The organism is Dyadobacter soli (assembly GCF_900101885.1).
GTDB classification, from domain to species: Bacteria; Bacteroidota; Bacteroidia; order Cytophagales; family Spirosomataceae; genus Dyadobacter; species Dyadobacter soli.
In genome coordinates this window covers 40660-56697 of record NZ_FNAN01000033.1, presented here as the reverse complement: position 1 = coordinate 56697, position 16038 = coordinate 40660, and the positions used below count along the sequence as shown (strand labels likewise).

General features: G+C 48.6%; 18 protein-coding genes and 1 pseudogene. 11 read left to right on the top strand and 8 right to left on the bottom strand.

All coding sequences use genetic code 11. The features are described 5' to 3' along the window. Positions 1-319, top strand: a 319-nt coding sequence (locus BLQ88_RS34990) for a transposase (RefSeq protein ID WP_143016939.1), incomplete at its 5' end; no start/stop codon positions are given. Positions 320-380: 61 nt separating this feature from the next. Here the strand turns inward: BLQ88_RS34990 and BLQ88_RS34985 are convergent. Genes BLQ88_RS34985 through BLQ88_RS34975 form a run of 3 tightly spaced genes read right to left on the bottom strand, consistent with a single transcriptional unit; the run spans position 381 to position 1856 of the window. Continuing rightward, a complete protein-coding gene (locus BLQ88_RS34985; RefSeq protein WP_176885197.1) occupies positions 381-899 on the bottom strand; it encodes an Ig-like domain-containing protein in 519 nt (172 codons plus the stop codon). After that, positions 893-1363: a hypothetical protein gene (locus BLQ88_RS34980; protein ID WP_090157667.1), complete on the bottom strand. Its 471-nt coding sequence runs from the start codon at positions 1361-1363 to the stop codon at positions 893-895. The genes BLQ88_RS34985 and BLQ88_RS34980 overlap by 7 nt, the downstream gene beginning before the upstream one ends. A 34-nt stretch (positions 1364-1397) precedes the next feature. Then, positions 1398-1856: a hypothetical protein gene (locus tag BLQ88_RS34975; protein ID WP_090157666.1), complete on the bottom strand. Its 459-nt coding sequence runs from the start codon at positions 1854-1856 to the stop codon at positions 1398-1400. Between the two features lie 453 nt (positions 1857-2309). On the opposite strand from BLQ88_RS34975, the gene BLQ88_RS34970 reads away from it, so the two are divergent. Further along, the gene (locus BLQ88_RS34970) at positions 2310-2687 is read left to right on the top strand and encodes a pentapeptide repeat-containing protein (protein ID WP_090157673.1); all 378 of its coding nucleotides are present in this window, start codon (positions 2310-2312) and stop codon (positions 2685-2687) included. A gap of 30 nt (positions 2688-2717) precedes the next feature. Here BLQ88_RS34970 and BLQ88_RS34965 read toward each other — a convergent pair whose 3' ends face one another. Both BLQ88_RS34965 and BLQ88_RS34960 read right to left on the bottom strand, forming a co-directional pair. Next, a complete protein-coding gene (locus BLQ88_RS34965; RefSeq protein ID WP_143017004.1) occupies positions 2718-5957 on the bottom strand; it encodes a T9SS type A sorting domain-containing protein in 3240 nt (1079 codons plus the stop codon). Positions 5958-6119: 162 nt separating this feature from the next. Next, on the bottom strand, positions 6120-6695 hold the full coding sequence (locus tag BLQ88_RS34960; RefSeq protein WP_090157664.1) for a hypothetical protein: 576 nt from the start codon (positions 6693-6695) through the stop codon (positions 6120-6122). Positions 6696-6842: 147 nt separating this feature from the next. Between BLQ88_RS34960 and BLQ88_RS34955 the strand changes: the two genes are divergently transcribed. The 4 genes from BLQ88_RS34955 to BLQ88_RS34940 all read left to right on the top strand — a co-directional run bounded on the left by BLQ88_RS34955 (position 6843) and on the right by BLQ88_RS34940 (position 10162). Beyond that, entirely contained in the window at positions 6843-7448 is a 606-nt protein-coding gene (locus BLQ88_RS34955; protein WP_090157663.1) for a Crp/Fnr family transcriptional regulator, read from the top strand. A gap of 65 nt (positions 7449-7513) precedes the next feature. Further along, positions 7514-8182 carry a ferredoxin reductase domain-containing protein gene (locus BLQ88_RS34950; RefSeq protein WP_090157662.1) on the top strand — a complete coding sequence of 223 codons (669 nt, stop codon included), beginning with the start codon at positions 7514-7516 and terminating at the stop codon, positions 8180-8182. A gap of 11 nt (positions 8183-8193) precedes the next feature. Beyond that, on the top strand, positions 8194-8769 hold the full coding sequence (locus BLQ88_RS34945) for a Crp/Fnr family transcriptional regulator (RefSeq protein WP_090157661.1): 576 nt from the start codon (positions 8194-8196) through the stop codon (positions 8767-8769). A 118-nt stretch (positions 8770-8887) separates the two neighbouring features. Continuing rightward, complete coding sequence (locus BLQ88_RS34940) at positions 8888-10162, top strand: NAD(P)/FAD-dependent oxidoreductase (RefSeq protein ID WP_090157660.1); 1275 nt, start codon at positions 8888-8890, stop codon at positions 10160-10162. Between the two features lie 91 nt (positions 10163-10253). Here the strand turns inward: BLQ88_RS34940 and BLQ88_RS34935 are convergent, their stop codons facing one another. Together BLQ88_RS34935 and BLQ88_RS37290 are read right to left on the bottom strand one after the other, a co-directional pair. Beyond that, positions 10254-10913, bottom strand: a complete 660-nt coding sequence (locus BLQ88_RS34935) for an ATP-binding cassette domain-containing protein (protein WP_090157672.1) — start codon at positions 10911-10913, stop codon at positions 10254-10256. Further along, positions 10910-11209, bottom strand: coding sequence for a hypothetical protein (locus tag BLQ88_RS37290; RefSeq protein WP_374754787.1), 300 nt, complete (start codon positions 11207-11209; stop codon positions 10910-10912). Before BLQ88_RS37290 ends, BLQ88_RS34935 begins: the two co-directional genes overlap by 4 nt. Here BLQ88_RS37290 and BLQ88_RS37650 point away from each other — a divergent pair. The 4 genes and pseudogenes from BLQ88_RS37650 to BLQ88_RS34915 all read left to right on the top strand — a co-directional run. After that, positions 11197-11250: pseudogene (locus BLQ88_RS37650) on the top strand (hypothetical protein); the annotation flags it as partial. The gene BLQ88_RS37290 and the pseudogene BLQ88_RS37650 overlap by 13 nt on opposite strands. Before the next feature lie 165 nt (positions 11251-11415). Further along, positions 11416-12660 carry a hypothetical protein gene (locus BLQ88_RS34925; RefSeq protein WP_143017003.1) on the top strand — a complete coding sequence of 415 codons (1245 nt, stop codon included), beginning with the start codon at positions 11416-11418 and terminating at the stop codon, positions 12658-12660. A 97-nt stretch (positions 12661-12757) separates the two neighbouring features. Beyond that, complete coding sequence (locus BLQ88_RS34920) at positions 12758-13126, top strand: BlaI/MecI/CopY family transcriptional regulator (protein WP_090157657.1); 369 nt, start codon at positions 12758-12760, stop codon at positions 13124-13126. A gap of 5 nt (positions 13127-13131) precedes the next feature. Beyond that, entirely contained in the window at positions 13132-14403 is a 1272-nt protein-coding gene (locus tag BLQ88_RS34915) for a M56 family metallopeptidase (RefSeq protein ID WP_090157656.1), read from the top strand. Positions 14404-14533: 130 nt separating this feature from the next. Here BLQ88_RS34915 and BLQ88_RS34910 read toward each other — a convergent pair whose 3' ends face one another. Beyond that, positions 14534-15079, bottom strand: a complete 546-nt coding sequence (locus BLQ88_RS34910) for a CopD family protein (RefSeq protein ID WP_090157655.1) — start codon at positions 15077-15079, stop codon at positions 14534-14536. A 239-nt stretch (positions 15080-15318) separates the two neighbouring features. Between BLQ88_RS34910 and msrA the strand changes: the two genes are divergently transcribed. Continuing rightward, the gene (msrA, locus tag BLQ88_RS34905; protein ID WP_090157671.1) at positions 15319-15912 is read left to right on the top strand and encodes a peptide-methionine (S)-S-oxide reductase MsrA; all 594 of its coding nucleotides are present in this window, start codon (positions 15319-15321) and stop codon (positions 15910-15912) included. Positions 15913-16038 lie beyond the last annotated feature (126 nt).

Genomic DNA, 16038 nt, shown 5'->3' with positions numbered 1-16038 from the left:
CTTTCCAGACCTTAAAAAGGCATACGAGCTGGCATTGGAGCTCAGTAACATTTTCACGACTACAAAAGAAAAAATATACGGACTGACCAGGCTGGCTAAGTGGCACGAAAAGGTCAGGCAATCCGGCTTCAAATCATTCAATACCGTTGCCCGCTCGATTGAGAATCACTACAAGACCATTGTTAACTATTTTGATAACAGAAGCACCAATGCATCCGCTGAATCTTTCAATGCGAAGATCAAAGCGTTCAGGGCGCAGTTCAGAGGAGTCAGGAATGTAGAATTCTTCCTTTACCGCCTTACCCAGTTATATGCTTAATCCAAGGTGCTCCACAACATTTGGTCTTGATCCGTTTTCAATCTTCCTGCCGCATTCTTTATCACGTAATCGCCCAGCTTGCGCTCGTCACTCCGGTAATGTTGGCAACAACGTCCTGCCCTTCCCCGGTACAGACGTCGGAATCGACATTAATGCTGCTGACAATTGGCTTACCGACGAGCACCGTTTTGGTTCTTGTGAAGTTGCCGCAAGCGTTGTTCAATGTTGCTGTAATAGTGACCTGCCCATTGGCATTTCCCACGCGGCTGGCGGTTCCGGCCGCATTGATCGTCAACAACGAAGCATTACTGGAAGCCCATGAAACAACCGAAGTAGCAGCTTGCAAATTGGCAACGGAATATGACGATGTGGTACAAACAAACCCACTCCCGGCAATATGTGAGAGGCTTATGCTCGGTGTAGTGGTATTGCCAAATCCGGATGGATTAAGCCAGTTGCTTAACCTTGTGGCATTGGTTCCGAGCCCTGTCCAGGAGTTATCGAAGCGGCCGTAAGCGTCTTTGACCAATGCAGGCGGGGCATTACAATACGATGGCCCGCCGGACAATTGCCCTAACAACTTATTCGATTGGTTGAGAAGCAGGCCGCCTGCTCAGAAGTCATCGGGCCGGCTATTGTACCTCTCGAATTATAGACTACCAATTCTCCCGAATTTGGAATTACAAATGAATCAAAATTTAAGCTCATAGATTTTGCTACGGAAGCCACAATCAGTAGCCGTCCATAGGCAATGCTACCCCTTGTCAACCAATTGGCCGCTTGAAGGAAATCGACATCAACCTTCATTGGAGTAGCAAAGCGATACGTTTTAGATCCCATATCAAGGGAATCCTCCCTAATGAGCTGATCTATTCTTTGTGCCGTCGGAACCTCTGATTGAAATGTACTCGCCAAATGATTAACTATGTAAAACCCTCTTTTCGAATTATACACTGAATTTTTTATATTTTCAATCTTTATCTGACCTAGGGCAGTATTCAAAAGACAAACACAAAGTGCTAAGTAAACAATGATATTTTTCATAAAAATTCTTAATTTAAAGTGAAGGTTCTACGATCTATTTAACTCTGTCAAAAATCAATTCGCCTTCGCCATAATTCAGATACAATTCCTTGTACTTAAAGTTCAGCCCTTTCTTTCTAAGTGAAAATGTATTCACAGATCTAATGTTGTCATCAAAATAATACCCCCAATCACTGTCTCCCCTTTTCGAGTATGGCCAGTAATCGAACTTAATTGAATCAGTATCGGCAGTTACATAATCCCCTACAAATGTGTCGTAAAACAATGTCCCTTCTATCTTCCCATCTTTCAGGAATTCGACTTCTACCTCATACAGCCAATGAGACGGGTCCGGCTTCAAAATCGTATTTCCCTGATGAATCACCTTCACCATCTGCCAGCGCCCGATCAGATTCTTCGGATCAGTATCGATGCTATCTACGCAACTTACCGCCGCAAATGCAAATAGTAACGTGCAGGTCAACAATGCATAATTTGGTTTCATGTTTTTCATAGCCTAATTGGTTTACGATTTCAATTGTGGCGAATGTATAAAACAAAAAATCGTCCTTTTGTAGTAGAAAATCCGGAAATGTCCGAACGGCACTGATCAATTAGTAAGGGACAATTATCCCCTCAAAAATCGAGGTGTTTTGTAGAAGTTGACTTGATATTTTGTTGATCAGACTAATAATGAAACTGTTATTGCATTTACTTAACCCGATCCAATAAGAATTGCATTTATGAATAATACGTAACAACCACAAAGAATTTGGAAGAAATGCACGGTGACAGTGCAGGAATAGCGAACGTCCAGTAAAGTGCTCAATTTGTCCTGTTTACACATCAAATCCGTCGCCAATACCCCTGCTAATTGTGTTACGGCTCAGCTATTTTTACAATGCTCACCAGGTCGATTCCTGGTAAGGGCACCTCGCTTATTTTTATCCTAAACAACACAACCACCATGGAAACCATCAAACAAATCAGCCTGGACAGCGAATGCGTGGTCATTAATGCGCATTGCGTCATGCTCACCAATTCGACATTCAATGATGTGAATATGAGCAATATATCCATTACGGATGCTAACCTGAGTGATATCAAAATCGAAGGGGCGCAGCTGGGTGGGGCGGTGTTTCAGAACATCGGGATGTGCCCGCCGGATCATCCGATGTACGACCCGAATGCGGAACAACGGCCGTTGCTTTTTGAGGATTGTGACCTGCACAAAAGCAAATTTGTGAATTGTGACCTTCGCGGGGTGGAGCTGTCGGCGTGTAATATAGAAGGTCTGACTGTCGACGGGGTGCTGATTTCGGAGTTATTAGCTGGCCGGAGCTGATGTAAGGGGCTCCGGCCGGTTTCATTGAAATCAGCGGGTGTAGGCAATTTTAAATTGCCGCCGTGCTCCATCCAGTTCCACTTGAATGGTGTAAATGCCCTCTTCGAACCTTGATTGCTTTAAATCAATGCCTATTTCGCCCTTTTTGACCGTGAATACATTTCTGAGCAAGGTTTTACCGGACGCGTTGACGAGCGTCAATGTTCCGGTTTTGCCTTCGCAGTCGGGCATCGAGATTTTGAAATAATCCGTAACCGGATTAGGATATACGTATGCAACATTGCTACCGTCGAGCTGAACGCTGATGATCTTGCTGTAAGCATAGCTTCCATCCTGATCGAGCATTTTTAAGCGATAGTAAGTGCCTCCGCCAGCATTCGTGCGTGGTTGGTCGTCGGTAATGGTGTAATTTTCGATACCTTTTTCAAAATTGATTTTAGCCAAATATTCAAACCGCTTCGCATCGGGAGCGCGCTCGATTTCGAAATGGCTGAAATTGACAGCATCGGCAATCTGCCAGTTGAGTTTTACGGTTTTTGCTTCTTGTATTGCACTGAATGCAACCAGACGGACCGGCAGCGGCTCGGTGGTAGTTTGTACCACAAATCCACTGAAACCTTCCGTATCGAATGTTATTTCCCACCGTTTCAAAGCGTCATTCCACACGATATCGTTGTCGGCAGGATTGATGATGTTGGAGAAAATGGAGCCGTAGCTACCAGGAAGCCCGGTGCCATCGTTGCTGGTACCGGAGTACTTGCCAATTCTGAGATTAGCCTTGCCGGATGCATCGTTCGCATTTACAGGTAAATTGAGCGTGCTGCGCGGGGCGGCGTTGAAATCGGTGAATTCCTTCTGGGAAAAATAAAGGGTTATACGGCCGGTGGCTGTGGCTGCATTGTTGTCGGGCGTTATTTCGTAATGGCGCGCAACAAATGGGTCTGATCCGAATTGAGGAACGGCGGTTTCTACCCATACTTTCGCATTTACGGGTCCCGTTACGGGGCTGGCGCCGGAAGAAGTGAGTGAGGCAACAATGCGGCATCCTCCCGCATTCATCATGCTAGCTGACTGCCCATTTGCGATGTTTGCGGCGGCATTATCTGCCGTTTTGCCCAGGTATGGGCCACCATAAGGATAGTAAATCGTAAGCAAATTCTCGTCCGGGCGGGGCACCACCATATAATTATTAATCTGGTTGTAAGCGGCGCTCATCGAGCTCCCGCCATTGAAAACTCCGCCGAATACAGAATTGCAATCATTGAATTCACCCGCTGTGCCGGTCGTACCATTCCCCCAGGTTGCCGACCCTACTCTTGTGCCATTAAGATAGGTTCCGGAATTGAGGATAGTGTAGCTGCCATCGGGCGACGTTCCTATGGTTGCCCTGAAAAAGTCATCATTGGGAACGCCTACCAGTGAATTGGACACATTGATTTCCCCTGCGCTGCCGCCGTTGCCGTTACCCCAGGTCACCGCACCGCCTTTGACATTGGGTGAAAGATAGTTGCCACTTTTAACTACATAATTACCGTTAGGAAGTGGAGTCAGCATATTCAGCACAGAAGTGCCGCCGTATGCATTGGAATAAAGTGAATTCGCTTCCGTCACCACGCCGGAGGCCGGTTTGGTCCCGTCCATCCAGGTAACCGCCCCCGCATTGGCCAATGTGCCGGAATCCCAGTTCCTGCTTCCGATAACGTAGTTCCCGTTTGCCAACGGGAACACACCGTCACTGCCGATAGCATCGCCATTCGCACGGCCGACAATCGCAATGGCATCAGTGATAGTGCCGCTGATGCCCGTCGTACCATTGGCCCAAACCACTGCGCCGAGGTTGTCTCCATTGGCATTCACCCATTTAGGATTGACTATCACATAATTACCATTATTTAACGCCACAACAGTACCCAGTCTTTCCGCCGCCACAGTACCGGTCATCGAATTGGCGGCACTTACTTCTCCCACAGTCGGGCCCGATCCGTTGCACCAGGTAATGGCCCCGACTGTCGGAGTGGTACCATTGCCCCAGCTCCAAGACACCACCAGGATATTACCATTGGAAAGGGGTACCGCTCTCCCTCCCACAAAATCGAACTCGTGCGTACCGACAAGCGAATTGGCAGTACTAACGGCACCTGTAATGCCCGTCGAGCCATTGCCCCAGGTAGCCGCACCCGCCATTTGAACCGCCCCGTTTTTCCAGCTACTGCTGCCCACCATGTAATGCCCATTGGTGAGCGCGGTTACGACAGTACCCACCTGGTCGTTGGCCTGCGTGCCTACGAGCGAGTTGGCGGTACTTACCTCGCCGATCAGTCCGGTAGAACCATTCACCCAAGTGGCTGCTCCCGCAGTTGCCGCAGGGCCATTGCGCCAGTTGGGGCTGGAAACTACAAAATTACCATTGGCCAACGGGGTAACACCTCCGTAACCCACCTGGTCATTGGGGTTAGCCCCTACGAGGGAATTGGCAGTGCTAAGGATGCCGGATGTCCCGGTGGCGCCATTACAAAATGTCACCGCTCCGGCATCGCTGATAGGCCCATTGTCCCAGTTTTTAGTCACAACTACATAATTACCGTTGGTAAGCGGCACAATGCTGCCGGGCACCCCCATCAAATCGCCGCCCCAGGCCCCGAAGAGCGAATTAGCGGTGGATACATGACCGACGCGACCCGTGGTACCGTTACACCAGGTGGCGGCGCCAAGCGAGGTGCCCGTCCCGTTCGTCCAGTTATAGCTGCCCACAACGTAGTTGCCGTTGGCCAGCACGGTTACGCCGCCGATGCCCACCTGATCCATATAAGAGCTGCCCATGAGTGAATTAATCGCGCCTACATTACCTGAAAGCCCTGTCACGCCATTCACCCACGTCACAGCGCCTACCCTGAGCATGTTGCCGGAATTACAATATTCGCTGGACGTCACAAAGTTGCCATTCGGAAGGGCGTACACACGTTGTCCGATCTGGTCATTTTCGCGCTGGCCTGTCAACGTACTGATCAGAGCAAGCGTATTCCCGTTGTAGAGCTGCACAATCCCGCAGTTCTTCCGCCCCGGTTCGCTGTGGTTATAGTTGGAATAAACAAAATTTCCGTTGGTCAACACCGTCACCTGTGAACGCTGGGAGTATTCGTATTTACTAACGGGTAATGCAATATCGACGGTTTGCGCATTAGCTTCCCTCAGAGACACACCTGTGAGCAAAACGCTCAAACAGAACATCCATAATTTCCCCGAAAAGCAGTGTGATAATTGTTTTTTCATAGCGTCATGTGTCAAGCGTGAAACAGGAAGACATGTATTTGTAACTCAAAAATACATGTACGAAGATATGAGAAATCACTAACTAATCTTCCTTCCGCAAAACGATCGGTATGATTGGTAATCTACCGGTAACGCTCAACTTCATTGCAGCAAAAATCATACTCAAAATCGCAAGCTCAATCCCGCATTAAATATCCCTTTATAACCATATCCCACTTCCATAAAACACCCGACATCTTTCCCAAATCGCAAGCCAACCGGCGCCAGGTACATTGTTGGCCCTGCATCGGTGTCTTTCTGTGTTTCATAATAGGATCTTTCCCTGAGATAGAACCCTGCACCTGCGGTGGAATAAAAATCAAATCCCGGTCGCTTGGCCCAGTATAATGTTCCTTCCATGGCCGAGGTCATGGTCCGCTGCCGCCAGCCATCCCTGTTGTAGTGGTCCCATGACTTCGAATTGCCATTGAACCCGGTGGTACCGCCCAGCGCGAATCGCTCGGAAATATGGTATTTGTAGGTTACAAAAACCACCGGCTTGCTAACGTGCTGCTCGTCATGAGTGCCAAACAGGTTATCGAGAAACGCCTGAAAAGCAGCGGTCGCAACATCTTCCACCGCATAAAGTCCAACCGCGGCATTCCATTCGCCTTTTCCTTTGTCCTGCCCGCAACCGGGCGAACGGGCGCAGAAAATCAGCACGCAAATGCCGACGGTTTTTAGTAGAGAGAAGTTCATGGCTAATAGATTTTTATCTTATCCAAATTAACTTCCCAGCCATTATTTTATATCTTGTCGGAAGACATCATTTCCAGTTGTCGTACGACAAGATTTTGCATTGTCGCGCGACAAGTGCCGCCACTCTTTATCATTTCAATTGTACAAATGCAGCTCTCCGAAGAAATAAAACCATTGCACCATTTGCTGGAAGCTTCCAAATTCATGGTTTCGGAGGAAATCAGGACGAAATTTCAGCAGAATCTGAAAAGGTTTATGATCCCGAAAGGACGCGTGCTGGTGGATTTGGGGCAGGTAAGCCCGTCATTGTATTTTATTGAAAAAGGGGTTATGCGTACGTATTACCTGCGCGGGTCCGAGGATATTACCTCGCTGCTCGTTTCGGAAGGGGATATTGTTTGCATTGCGGAAAGTTTCTTATTACAAAAGCTCTCGAATGAGGTTTTGGAAACGTTGGAAGACACGACTGTGTACGCGATTTCCTACGATTCGTACCGGAAACTGGTGGAGGAAGATTCGCATATGGGCAAGCTGGCCGTGCGGCTTTTGGAGCAGCACCTCATCAATTTCACAGATAAGGTGAAGGTTTTCAAATACTTGTCGGTAGAGGAGCGCATCGCGCATTATATCAGCCAGCCGTCGTCCCTATTCCGCCGCATTCCCGACCATTACATTGCCACTTACCTCGGCACAACGCCGGCTACATTCAGTCGCTGCCTGAAAACCTTGCAATTCGACAAGAACCGTCCTTGACAGCGCCGCTGCGAGTACGTATTTTGCATAAAGTTTGTATCCACAACGTCCCCAAACCTACCGCCATGGCCGATTATTCCGTCAAACTGCTCGCGAAAAAGCCTGTTACCCACAATGTAAACGCCTATACCATTGAAAAACCGGCGGGTTTCACGTACACGCCCGGCCAGGCGACGGACTTTTCGATCCTGAAAGACAATTGGGCGACGGAAAAGCGGCCGTTTACATTCACGTCGCTGCCCACGGCAGACACGCTCGAATTCACGATCAAATCCTACACCGACCATGAAGGCGTGACCAATGCGTTGACGCATGTTGAGCCGGGCGACCATTTCGAGATCAGCGACGCCTGGGGTGCTATTGAATACAAGGGTGAAGGCATATTCCTGGCGGGAGGAGCCGGTATTACGCCGTTTCTGGCCATTTTCAGGGATTTGTATTCCAAAGGGCAGGTCGGGGCCAACCGGCTTTTTTTCTCCAACCGCACCACCGCTGATATTATCCTCAAAGACGAACTCGAACAAATTCTCGGCGACCATTTTTTCAACCTTATTTCGGGTGAAAATGCGGAAGGTTACTACCACGGCCGCATCGACAAGGATTTCCTGCAAAAGCACATCACCCATTTCGATCAGCCATTCTACGTCTGCGGTCCGGACGCTTTTACGGAATCGATTTTGAAGGCATTGGAGGAACTGGGTGCGAAGGCAGATGCGTTGGTATTTGAAAAGTAATCCTGCTTCCGATGTATCCCGTACTGCTCCATGAATTACATAAAAAAGTCACGCTCAGTGCGGAGCAGGAAGCGGCGATTGTAAGCCAATTTGTTCCCAAAAAGTTAAAAAAACGCCAGTTCCTGCACCAGGAGGGCGATGTTACCCAGCGAATGAGTTTCGTGGAAAAGGGTGCGGTCTACTCTTATTCCACCGATACGCACGGTGCTCAGCACGTTGTACAGTTTGGTTTTGAAGGCTGGTGGATCGGGGATCTTTACAGTTTTTTTACCCAAAAACCTTCCCGCCTGAATATCGAAGTGCTGGAAAGCTGCGAAGTACTGACGCTTACGCTGGAAAGCCACGAACTGCTGCTTAAAACCATCCCGCCCTATGAAACCTACATGCGCCTTCTCTACCAGAATGCTTATGTGGCGCTGCTCAACAGGGTCGAAAACTCGCTGGGGCTGCCCGCGGAGGAAATTTACAGCCGCTTTATGGAGCAATACCCCTTCATTTTCTCGCGCGTTCCCCTGCACCTCATAGCCTCGTACATGGGTATTACTCCCGTAACGCTCAGCCGCATACGCAAGCAGGCGGCGAGCTGATTTCCTTATCATTTGTTAAGGTTTTTTCCTATCAAATGTTGTGGCACTGCTCGTTTGGGCTGGGTTATCTTTGTATTGTCCTAAAAGACATGATAGCTCACCTAATAGACACAACGTCATGGAAAGTGTAAAATCAGAAGCCGGAAAGAAGAAGATAATCGTCATCGGCGGCGGGTTCGCAGGGCTGAACTTCGCGCAGCAGATGTTTAAAAATAAAGATTACCACGTCACATTGGTTGACAAAAATAACTATAACTATTTCACCCCGCTGCTCTACCAGGTAGCCACAAGCTTCCTCGACCCGTCGAGCATTTCTTATCCGTTCCGCAGGCTGCTCCGCGATAAGCGGATCAATTTCCGGATGGCAGAATTGAAGAAGGTAGACCCGGAAAAGCAGGTCATTTACCTCAGCGACGGCGAAATGGAGTATGACCACCTCGTATTTGCGGCAGGTGCGGAGACCAATTTTTATGGTATCGAGAGCATTAAAAAGAATGCGATTTCCCTGAAAGGCATCGACGACGCCCTTCGAATGCGCAATGCATTGCTTAAAACCCTCGAAAACGCTACCCGCATCACCGACCCGGCTGAGCGGGCCAAAGCGCTCAACATCGTGATCGCCGGTGGCGGGCCTACCGGTGTAGAGATCGCGGGTATGCTGGCGGAATTGAAAAAATATGTGATCGCGAAGGACTATCCCGAACTGGCCCAGACACCGGGCGACATTTACATTGTCGACGGCGCGCCTGTGCTGCTAGCCCCTATGAGTGATCAAACGCACGAGGATACTTACCGAACGCTGTCTGATCTGGGCGTGCACATCAAACTGAATGCACAGGTAACCGACTTTTCAAACGGTACAGTCACATTTGCAAACGGCGACATTATCGAAGCTCCGACGCTGATCTGGGCGGCCGGTGTCATTGCCAATGTATTCGACGGCATTCCTGCCAGCAGCCTTGGCGCCGGACGAAGAATGGCTACCGACGTATACAACCGCGTTGCCGGTGTGAACAACATCTGGGCGATCGGCGATATCAGCATTCAAAACACGGATGAGGCATTTCCGAAAGGTCACCCGCAACAGGCGCAGGTAGCGATTCAGCAAGGCCGCCATTTGGCCAAAAACTTCCTCGCGATCGCGAAAGGCAAAGAGTTGAAGCCATTTAAATACTTCGACAAAGGCGAAATGGCGATTATCGGGCGGAATGAGGCGGTAGTCGATCTTTTCAAACACAGGCTGCATTTCAAGGGAATCCTTGCATTGCTCGTCTGGCTTTACATCCACGTCGTATCGCTGGTGAATGTCCACAACAAAGTGCGCACATTGTACAACTGGGCCGTCGCGTACCTTACCCGCGACCAGTCGTTCAGAATGATCTTCCGCTCCTGACGGTCTGGAAAAGTGTTGATTTGTTTTCGAGTGTTTGATTTTTTGAAGTAGTAGTCAAATGCCGTCTGGAATGTCCAGGCGGCATTTTTTATCAGATATAGCCGAATTCTTCCAGCTCGGCAAGGGTGTTTTTTAGCAAAATGCTCCGCCCCACCGGCACGATCAGGTAAGTTTCATCCGCCAGGCCAAGTACCTGTTCGTAGGCGTGATCGGAAATCAGAATGCCTTTCCGGGCCCTTTGCTCGGTGATTACCTTGCTCATTTGTTCGATATTGATAGGCGAAAGCGCTGCAAACGGCTCATCCAGCAATGTAAATGCGACGGGCATCAGCAGTACCAGCAATGTAGCCACGAGCCGGCGGTTACCGGTCGATAAATCGCCGATCCGGGTACGGCCATACTGTTCGAGGCTTTCGAAGTGGCGGCATAACGCTGCAAAATCGACTTCATATAGTTTACAAACATCATTCACGCGCAGGTTCGGAGGCAAAAAGGCCTGCTGAGGCAGGTAGCTGATCAATCGCGGCTGCTGGTAAGGATACGCAAAATAGTCGCCGCTCACCCTCACCGATTGGCTTTGGCCGCGGAGCGTACCGAAAATCATCTGCATCAGGCTGGACTTCCCGGTTCCGTTCCGGCCCAGCAATCCGGTGATATGGCCGGTTTGTAATTTAATGTAAATGTTTTGCAAGATCTTCCGCCCTTCATATTCCAGCCACATGCTGTCCGCTTCGAGAATGCGACTGTTCATTTGATCCATTCGGATGATAACTGGATAGTACACATTGATAAAAAGAACAGAACAAAATCGATGATGAAAGCCGAGAAGAAAAGCTGTCGTCGGGAAAGATTTGCATTGGCATAAAAGAAAAACAAATGCGCGTACCTGCTGCCGAAAATGTAAATGGTAATGCCTTGGAGGAAGAATTTGAAAAGGATCAAGGCGGGTATCAACACATACAGATCACGGCCCGTTGGACGTCCGAATGCGAACCACACGGCCATGGGAATAGCCCAAAGATAAAACCCGAAAGAGCGGTAAAAGATGGCTAACAGATGCAATCTTGTCTTCATTCAGAGCACCTTAACAATTGATATCCGCTAAAATAGCTACCTGCTTTCCAATTAATTCGGGTTTAAGTTTTTTTAACAGCTTCCCAATGGTAGATTTTTGAAATCACCGGCATTGTCATACAACCATTTGAATGAAAAAATGCCTCTTTAAGCGCTGGCCGAATTCTATTTCTTTCTGCATGAAATACCTTCTACTGCTGTTTTGCATTTCACTGAACGCGCTGACTGTCGCTGCACAGGATACCATCCGCGTGACTTACAGCGAAGAGCCCGACACGCTGATCGTCCGTCAGAAGTTTATCGACCGGTACGATAATGTGTTCATGACGCGGGTGCCTACGCAGAATTTGGTCAAGGCTGGTTACAATTCCTCCGATGTGCGGGGTATCGGAATTGCGCTGGGTTACGAATACAAGATCCTGCCTCAGCTGTCCATCGAAGCAAGTTTTTTCATGAAGACCAATAATACCGGCGATGTCATTTATTCGAATACTTTCGCCAAGGAATGGACGCAGAATTGGTGGGTGGGTATGAAAGCCCGGTGGTACTACAACATGGGAAAACGGATCGAAAAAGGTTTGAATGCCAATAATTTCAGCGGTGCCTATGTAGCCGCTTCCGTAGACAGGCGTGTTGGCAACGTCGACTTTTTTTCGCCAATCAACTCCAACCGGCATACCATCGGCATTGCCACGGGCTTTCAAAGCCGGGTTTTCAATCGTGGACATGTCGACTTTTCGCTCGGCGCTTACTACCTTGACCAGAGCCCAAAGAGCTACATCCCTCATTATTATCAGTCATCCAGAGATCCACGGAACAAAAATTTCATTCTATCTACGCAAATGACGGTTGGCATTGCATTTGGCGATTGGGCACAAAAAGTGCCTACTGAAGCATGTGAAGTGTTGCTTTGCGACGAAGAAATTCAGAACCAATGGAAATTGCGTTTCCCCGAAGCGAGTTTAGGACTCGGTCAGCGCTCGCTGCGGTTGGGCATTGCAAGGGAGGCAAAATTCGGGAAGAGCCCGTTTTCCATCGACATCAGTTCAAATGCGGAGTTCTACGACACGGAACTGGCGCGAATAAAGGGATTTTCCATAAAAACCGCTTTGCAGGGCCGCTACTACCTCTTACAGCCCATTCAGATTCGCCGCGGAAAATCGGGCAACAACCTTTCGGGTTTCTATACGGCACTGGAAATAGCCAATTACATGGCGAAACGGAACACATCGGCATCCTACCCGCTTTTCAATGCAAGGTATTGGGGCGCGTCGTTTTCTGCGGGTTTCCAGCAAAGGCTGTTCAGAAATATTTTCATCGATTCGGCCATCAGCGTCAACGAATTTTCCTCAGCGGTGCCCTACGATTATGGTGTCAACTATCGTAGAGTCACCGCGAGGCTCGCGCTCGGCTTTACATTCTAATCTCCTATCATCTCCCCCTTTTTCAGCTTCTACACACATTTTTGAAATTTAACGAAATATAAGTTTGATAACTAAAATTTAGTTATATCTTTGACACATGGAACCGATTACTCATTCAGAAGAGAACATAATGCGCATTCTCTGGGAGCTTGGAGAAGGTGTTGTGCATGACATTATCGAAAAAATCCCAGAACCGAAGCCGCCTTATACGACCGTTTCGTCGATCGTGCGGCTACTGGAAAAAAAGGGGTTTATCGATCACAAGGCTTACGGCAAAACGTACGTGTATTTCCCGGCGATTACCCGCGAGCAATACGCACGACGCTCATTTACGGATCTGATGAAGCACTACTTCCAGGGCTCGCCAAAAAATATCGTTTCGTTCATGATGGAAGAAAATGCCCTGAAACCCGACGAAATCGACGATTTGAAGCAACTGATCGACTCTTACTATCCTAAATCCTGATCGCTATGGCCGGTACCTATCTGCTGGAAGTGAATTTGTGCCTCGCATTTGCAATCCTGCTTTACAAGGTTGCATTTCAAGGACTTACCTTCTTCGTAGCGAACCGGCTATACCTCATTTTCGCCATCCTATTCAGCATTGTAATTCCCCCGCTCAAACTGCCCGTTTTACCCGGCCAATGGGAGGAATCGTCGGTAGCGGTGGCATATTTTATCCCCGGCTATTCGCTGCCCAAAGCCATTGCAGGACATTCGTCACATTGGTATTCGTTCGATCTTTCGCACGTCCTATGGATCATTTACGGCGGCATTACCGCCTGGCATTTGTACAAGTTGTTTGCAGACCTTTTTGCAGTTGTGCGGCTGATCCGGAAATATCCTTCCAAAAAATTGGGTAAGGTGCATTTAGTATTTGTTGGTGATGAAATACCGGCTTCTTCCTTTTTCAACTACATTTTTATCAACCAAAACCTACAAAATAGCGATTCCTTACGCACCTGCATCGCGCACGAGCTCGTGCATTGCAGGCACGCACACACGGGCGACTCGCTACTTGTCCGGCTACTCAGCGCATGCTGCTGGTTCAATCCGCTGATGCGCTTCTGGCGCGAGGCAATCACCGCCAATCATGAATTTACAGCCGATGCACAGGCCGCCCGCAACGCCGGGAGATTTGCCTACACGCATTTGCTCGTACAGTTGGCCTCTTCTACGCAAATCTCAACCCTGCATTACTTTTCATATTATGGTCAAATCAAATCACGGATTATCATGTTACACCAAACTCCATCCAGGGCCGTCAGTCGGCTCCGCTTCCTGGCCACAGTGCCGGTAGCGGCATTAATGCTCTTCCTCTTCTCCTGCGAAAAACCGACGGGCGAAGCGAGCAGCATTTCACAATACCTCAACAAAGACCTCGTGGGCATGTGGGAAAATATGAACCGCATTACGATCAACGACAATGACGGCAAAACGCCGCGCGATTTTCCGGAGCGCTCGGGCGACGTGAAAGTATGTTTGTCCAAACTCGAACTCCGGGCGGACGGTCATTTCGAAATGCGGGATGCCAGCAATGCGAACAAGCTTACGGGCACCTGGCAAAGCAACAGTGCGGGCAATGCGGTTCAACTTTTCTGCGATAATGAGAAAACCGGAACGTCTGTCATTTCCTTGGAGCTCGAAGGCGACGGAAACCGGAGCATGGCCGCCTGGCAACATTATGCCGCGGACGAAAAGCTCTCGGCCGGTCATGTGTACTACGAGTATCAAAAACTCTAAAATTTTTTAGTTGATATAACTAAATTTTCGTTTCAAAACGAAACACTCGTAATGTAGGGTGAGATGAATGCAACAAAAAAGCCCTCCGGACTACAAATCCGAAGGGCCTCTTCATTTATATATAGCACTACTAAACGCCAGCTTTCTTTTCCCGCATTCTCTTCACGATCCGCACGGCAGTCATGATCACGACGGCAAAGGCCAGCAATCCAAGCACGCCCCACAGCCAGTCGACCGTGTTTTTTAATACTACCAAAAACACGATGGAAAAAAGGAATATCGTCGCAACCTCGTTGAAAAGCCGCAACTGGAACGAACTGAACCGGAATTTGCCTTGCCGTAGTTCGAGCAAAATCTTCCGGGTGATGGAATGGTAGGCCAGCAATCCGAGGACAAATACGAGTTTCAGCTTCATCCACCCCTGATCGAGCCAGGCGGGCGTGATGTAGAGCATGGCTGTGCCGCAAAGTAATGCGAGCCAGCAAGCCGGCGTCATGATCGCATTGAAGAGCAATTTCTCCATTTTAGTGAATTGTGCCAGAAGGATTTCGCGCTCCGGGCTGGGCTTGTCGTTGGCTTCGGTGTGGTACACAAACAGCCTCGGCATGTAAAAAAGCCCTGCAAACCAGCTGACTACGAATATGATATGGAGTGCTTTGAAATGTAGATAGGTCATAAACTACCGGAGATTTGATACCGTCGGGATTTCGCCGCTTCCCGATCCGTTGGACTTCAAATTTCGTAAATATTATACGATTACAGTGATAAAACTTTATTGACGCCGTAATCGTTACCCAAACATTGATAACCCGTACTGTTATGATAAGAACCACCATTCCGATTTTCACGTTTATATTTTTGTGCTGTGCGGCACTCGTATCGTGCGCACAGTCTGACAAAAAACACAAGAGCAAAATGGACAAAGAAGCAGCCTCAACCGCCCTCGACGAAAGCAATGTCGACACCGCGAATACCCAAGTCGCGACATTTGGTACGGGATGTTTCTGGTGCACCGAGGCCGTGATGGAATCACTCGAAGGCGTTAAGAAAGTGGTTTCGGGCTACTCGGGCGGGCATGATCCCAATCCCAATTATAAAGCCGTGTGCACAGGTACTACCGGCCACGCCGAATGTGTGGAAGTTACCTACGATCCCAAGGTGATCAGCTACGCCGACCTGCTGGAAGCATTCTTCCGCAGCCACGATCCTACTTCGCTGAACCGCCAGGGAAATGACGTAGGAACGCAATACCGTTCAGTCATTTTTTACCATTCCGACGAGCAGAAACAGCTGGCGGAAACGGCCAAGGCGGAACTGGACAAATCGGGCGCTTACACGAATCCGATTGTCACCGAAATCACTAAATTCCAGAAGTTTTACCCTGCCGAAGACTACCACCAGAATTATTTTGCCAACAATCCCGAGCAGGGCTATTGCGCCTTCGTGATTGCACCAAAACTGGATAAATTTAAAAAGGTCTTTAAGGATAAGCTCCGCAAGCACATCTGATTTTGGATTAAAGAAAGATGCCGAAACCGCTTATAAAGTGGGAATCTCCGGTTAATAACTATAAATGGCACAAGTTTTGAAGCATTGAAATAAAGGCTTTAATTTGTGCCATTATTATTTAACAAT

Bases quoted from the DNA above. Each gene is read 5' to 3' on its own strand.
- BLQ88_RS34910 (WP_090157655.1), bottom strand. From the start codon at position 15,079: ATGACCTATCTACATTTCAAAGCACTCCATATCATATTCGTAGTCAGC.
- BLQ88_RS34945 (WP_090157661.1), top strand. From the start codon at position 8,194: ATGTATCCCGTACTGCTCCATGAATTACATAAAAAAGTCACGCTCAGT.
- BLQ88_RS34955 (WP_090157663.1), top strand. From the start codon at position 6,843: ATGCAGCTCTCCGAAGAAATAAAACCATTGCACCATTTGCTGGAAGCT.
- BLQ88_RS34920 (WP_090157657.1), top strand. From the start codon at position 12,758: ATGGAACCGATTACTCATTCAGAAGAGAACATAATGCGCATTCTCTGG.
- BLQ88_RS34975 (WP_090157666.1), bottom strand. From the start codon at position 1,856: ATGAAAAACATGAAACCAAATTATGCATTGTTGACCTGCACGTTACTA.
- msrA (WP_090157671.1), top strand. From the start codon at position 15,319: ATGGACAAAGAAGCAGCCTCAACCGCCCTCGACGAAAGCAATGTCGAC.
- BLQ88_RS34960 (WP_090157664.1), bottom strand. From the start codon at position 6,695: ATGAACTTCTCTCTACTAAAAACCGTCGGCATTTGCGTGCTGATTTTC.
- BLQ88_RS34970 (WP_090157673.1), top strand. From the start codon at position 2,310: ATGGAAACCATCAAACAAATCAGCCTGGACAGCGAATGCGTGGTCATT.
- BLQ88_RS34925 (WP_143017003.1), top strand. From the start codon at position 11,416: ATGAAATACCTTCTACTGCTGTTTTGCATTTCACTGAACGCGCTGACT.
- BLQ88_RS34950 (WP_090157662.1), top strand. From the start codon at position 7,514: ATGGCCGATTATTCCGTCAAACTGCTCGCGAAAAAGCCTGTTACCCAC.
- BLQ88_RS34940 (WP_090157660.1), top strand. From the start codon at position 8,888: ATGGAAAGTGTAAAATCAGAAGCCGGAAAGAAGAAGATAATCGTCATC.
- BLQ88_RS34935 (WP_090157672.1), bottom strand. From the start codon at position 10,913: ATGAACAGTCGCATTCTCGAAGCGGACAGCATGTGGCTGGAATATGAA.
- BLQ88_RS34915 (WP_090157656.1), top strand. From the start codon at position 13,132: ATGGCCGGTACCTATCTGCTGGAAGTGAATTTGTGCCTCGCATTTGCA.
- BLQ88_RS34965 (WP_143017004.1), bottom strand. From the start codon at position 5,957: ATGAAAAAACAATTATCACACTGCTTTTCGGGGAAATTATGGATGTTC.
- BLQ88_RS34980 (WP_090157667.1), bottom strand. From the start codon at position 1,363: ATGAAAAATATCATTGTTTACTTAGCACTTTGTGTTTGTCTTTTGAAT.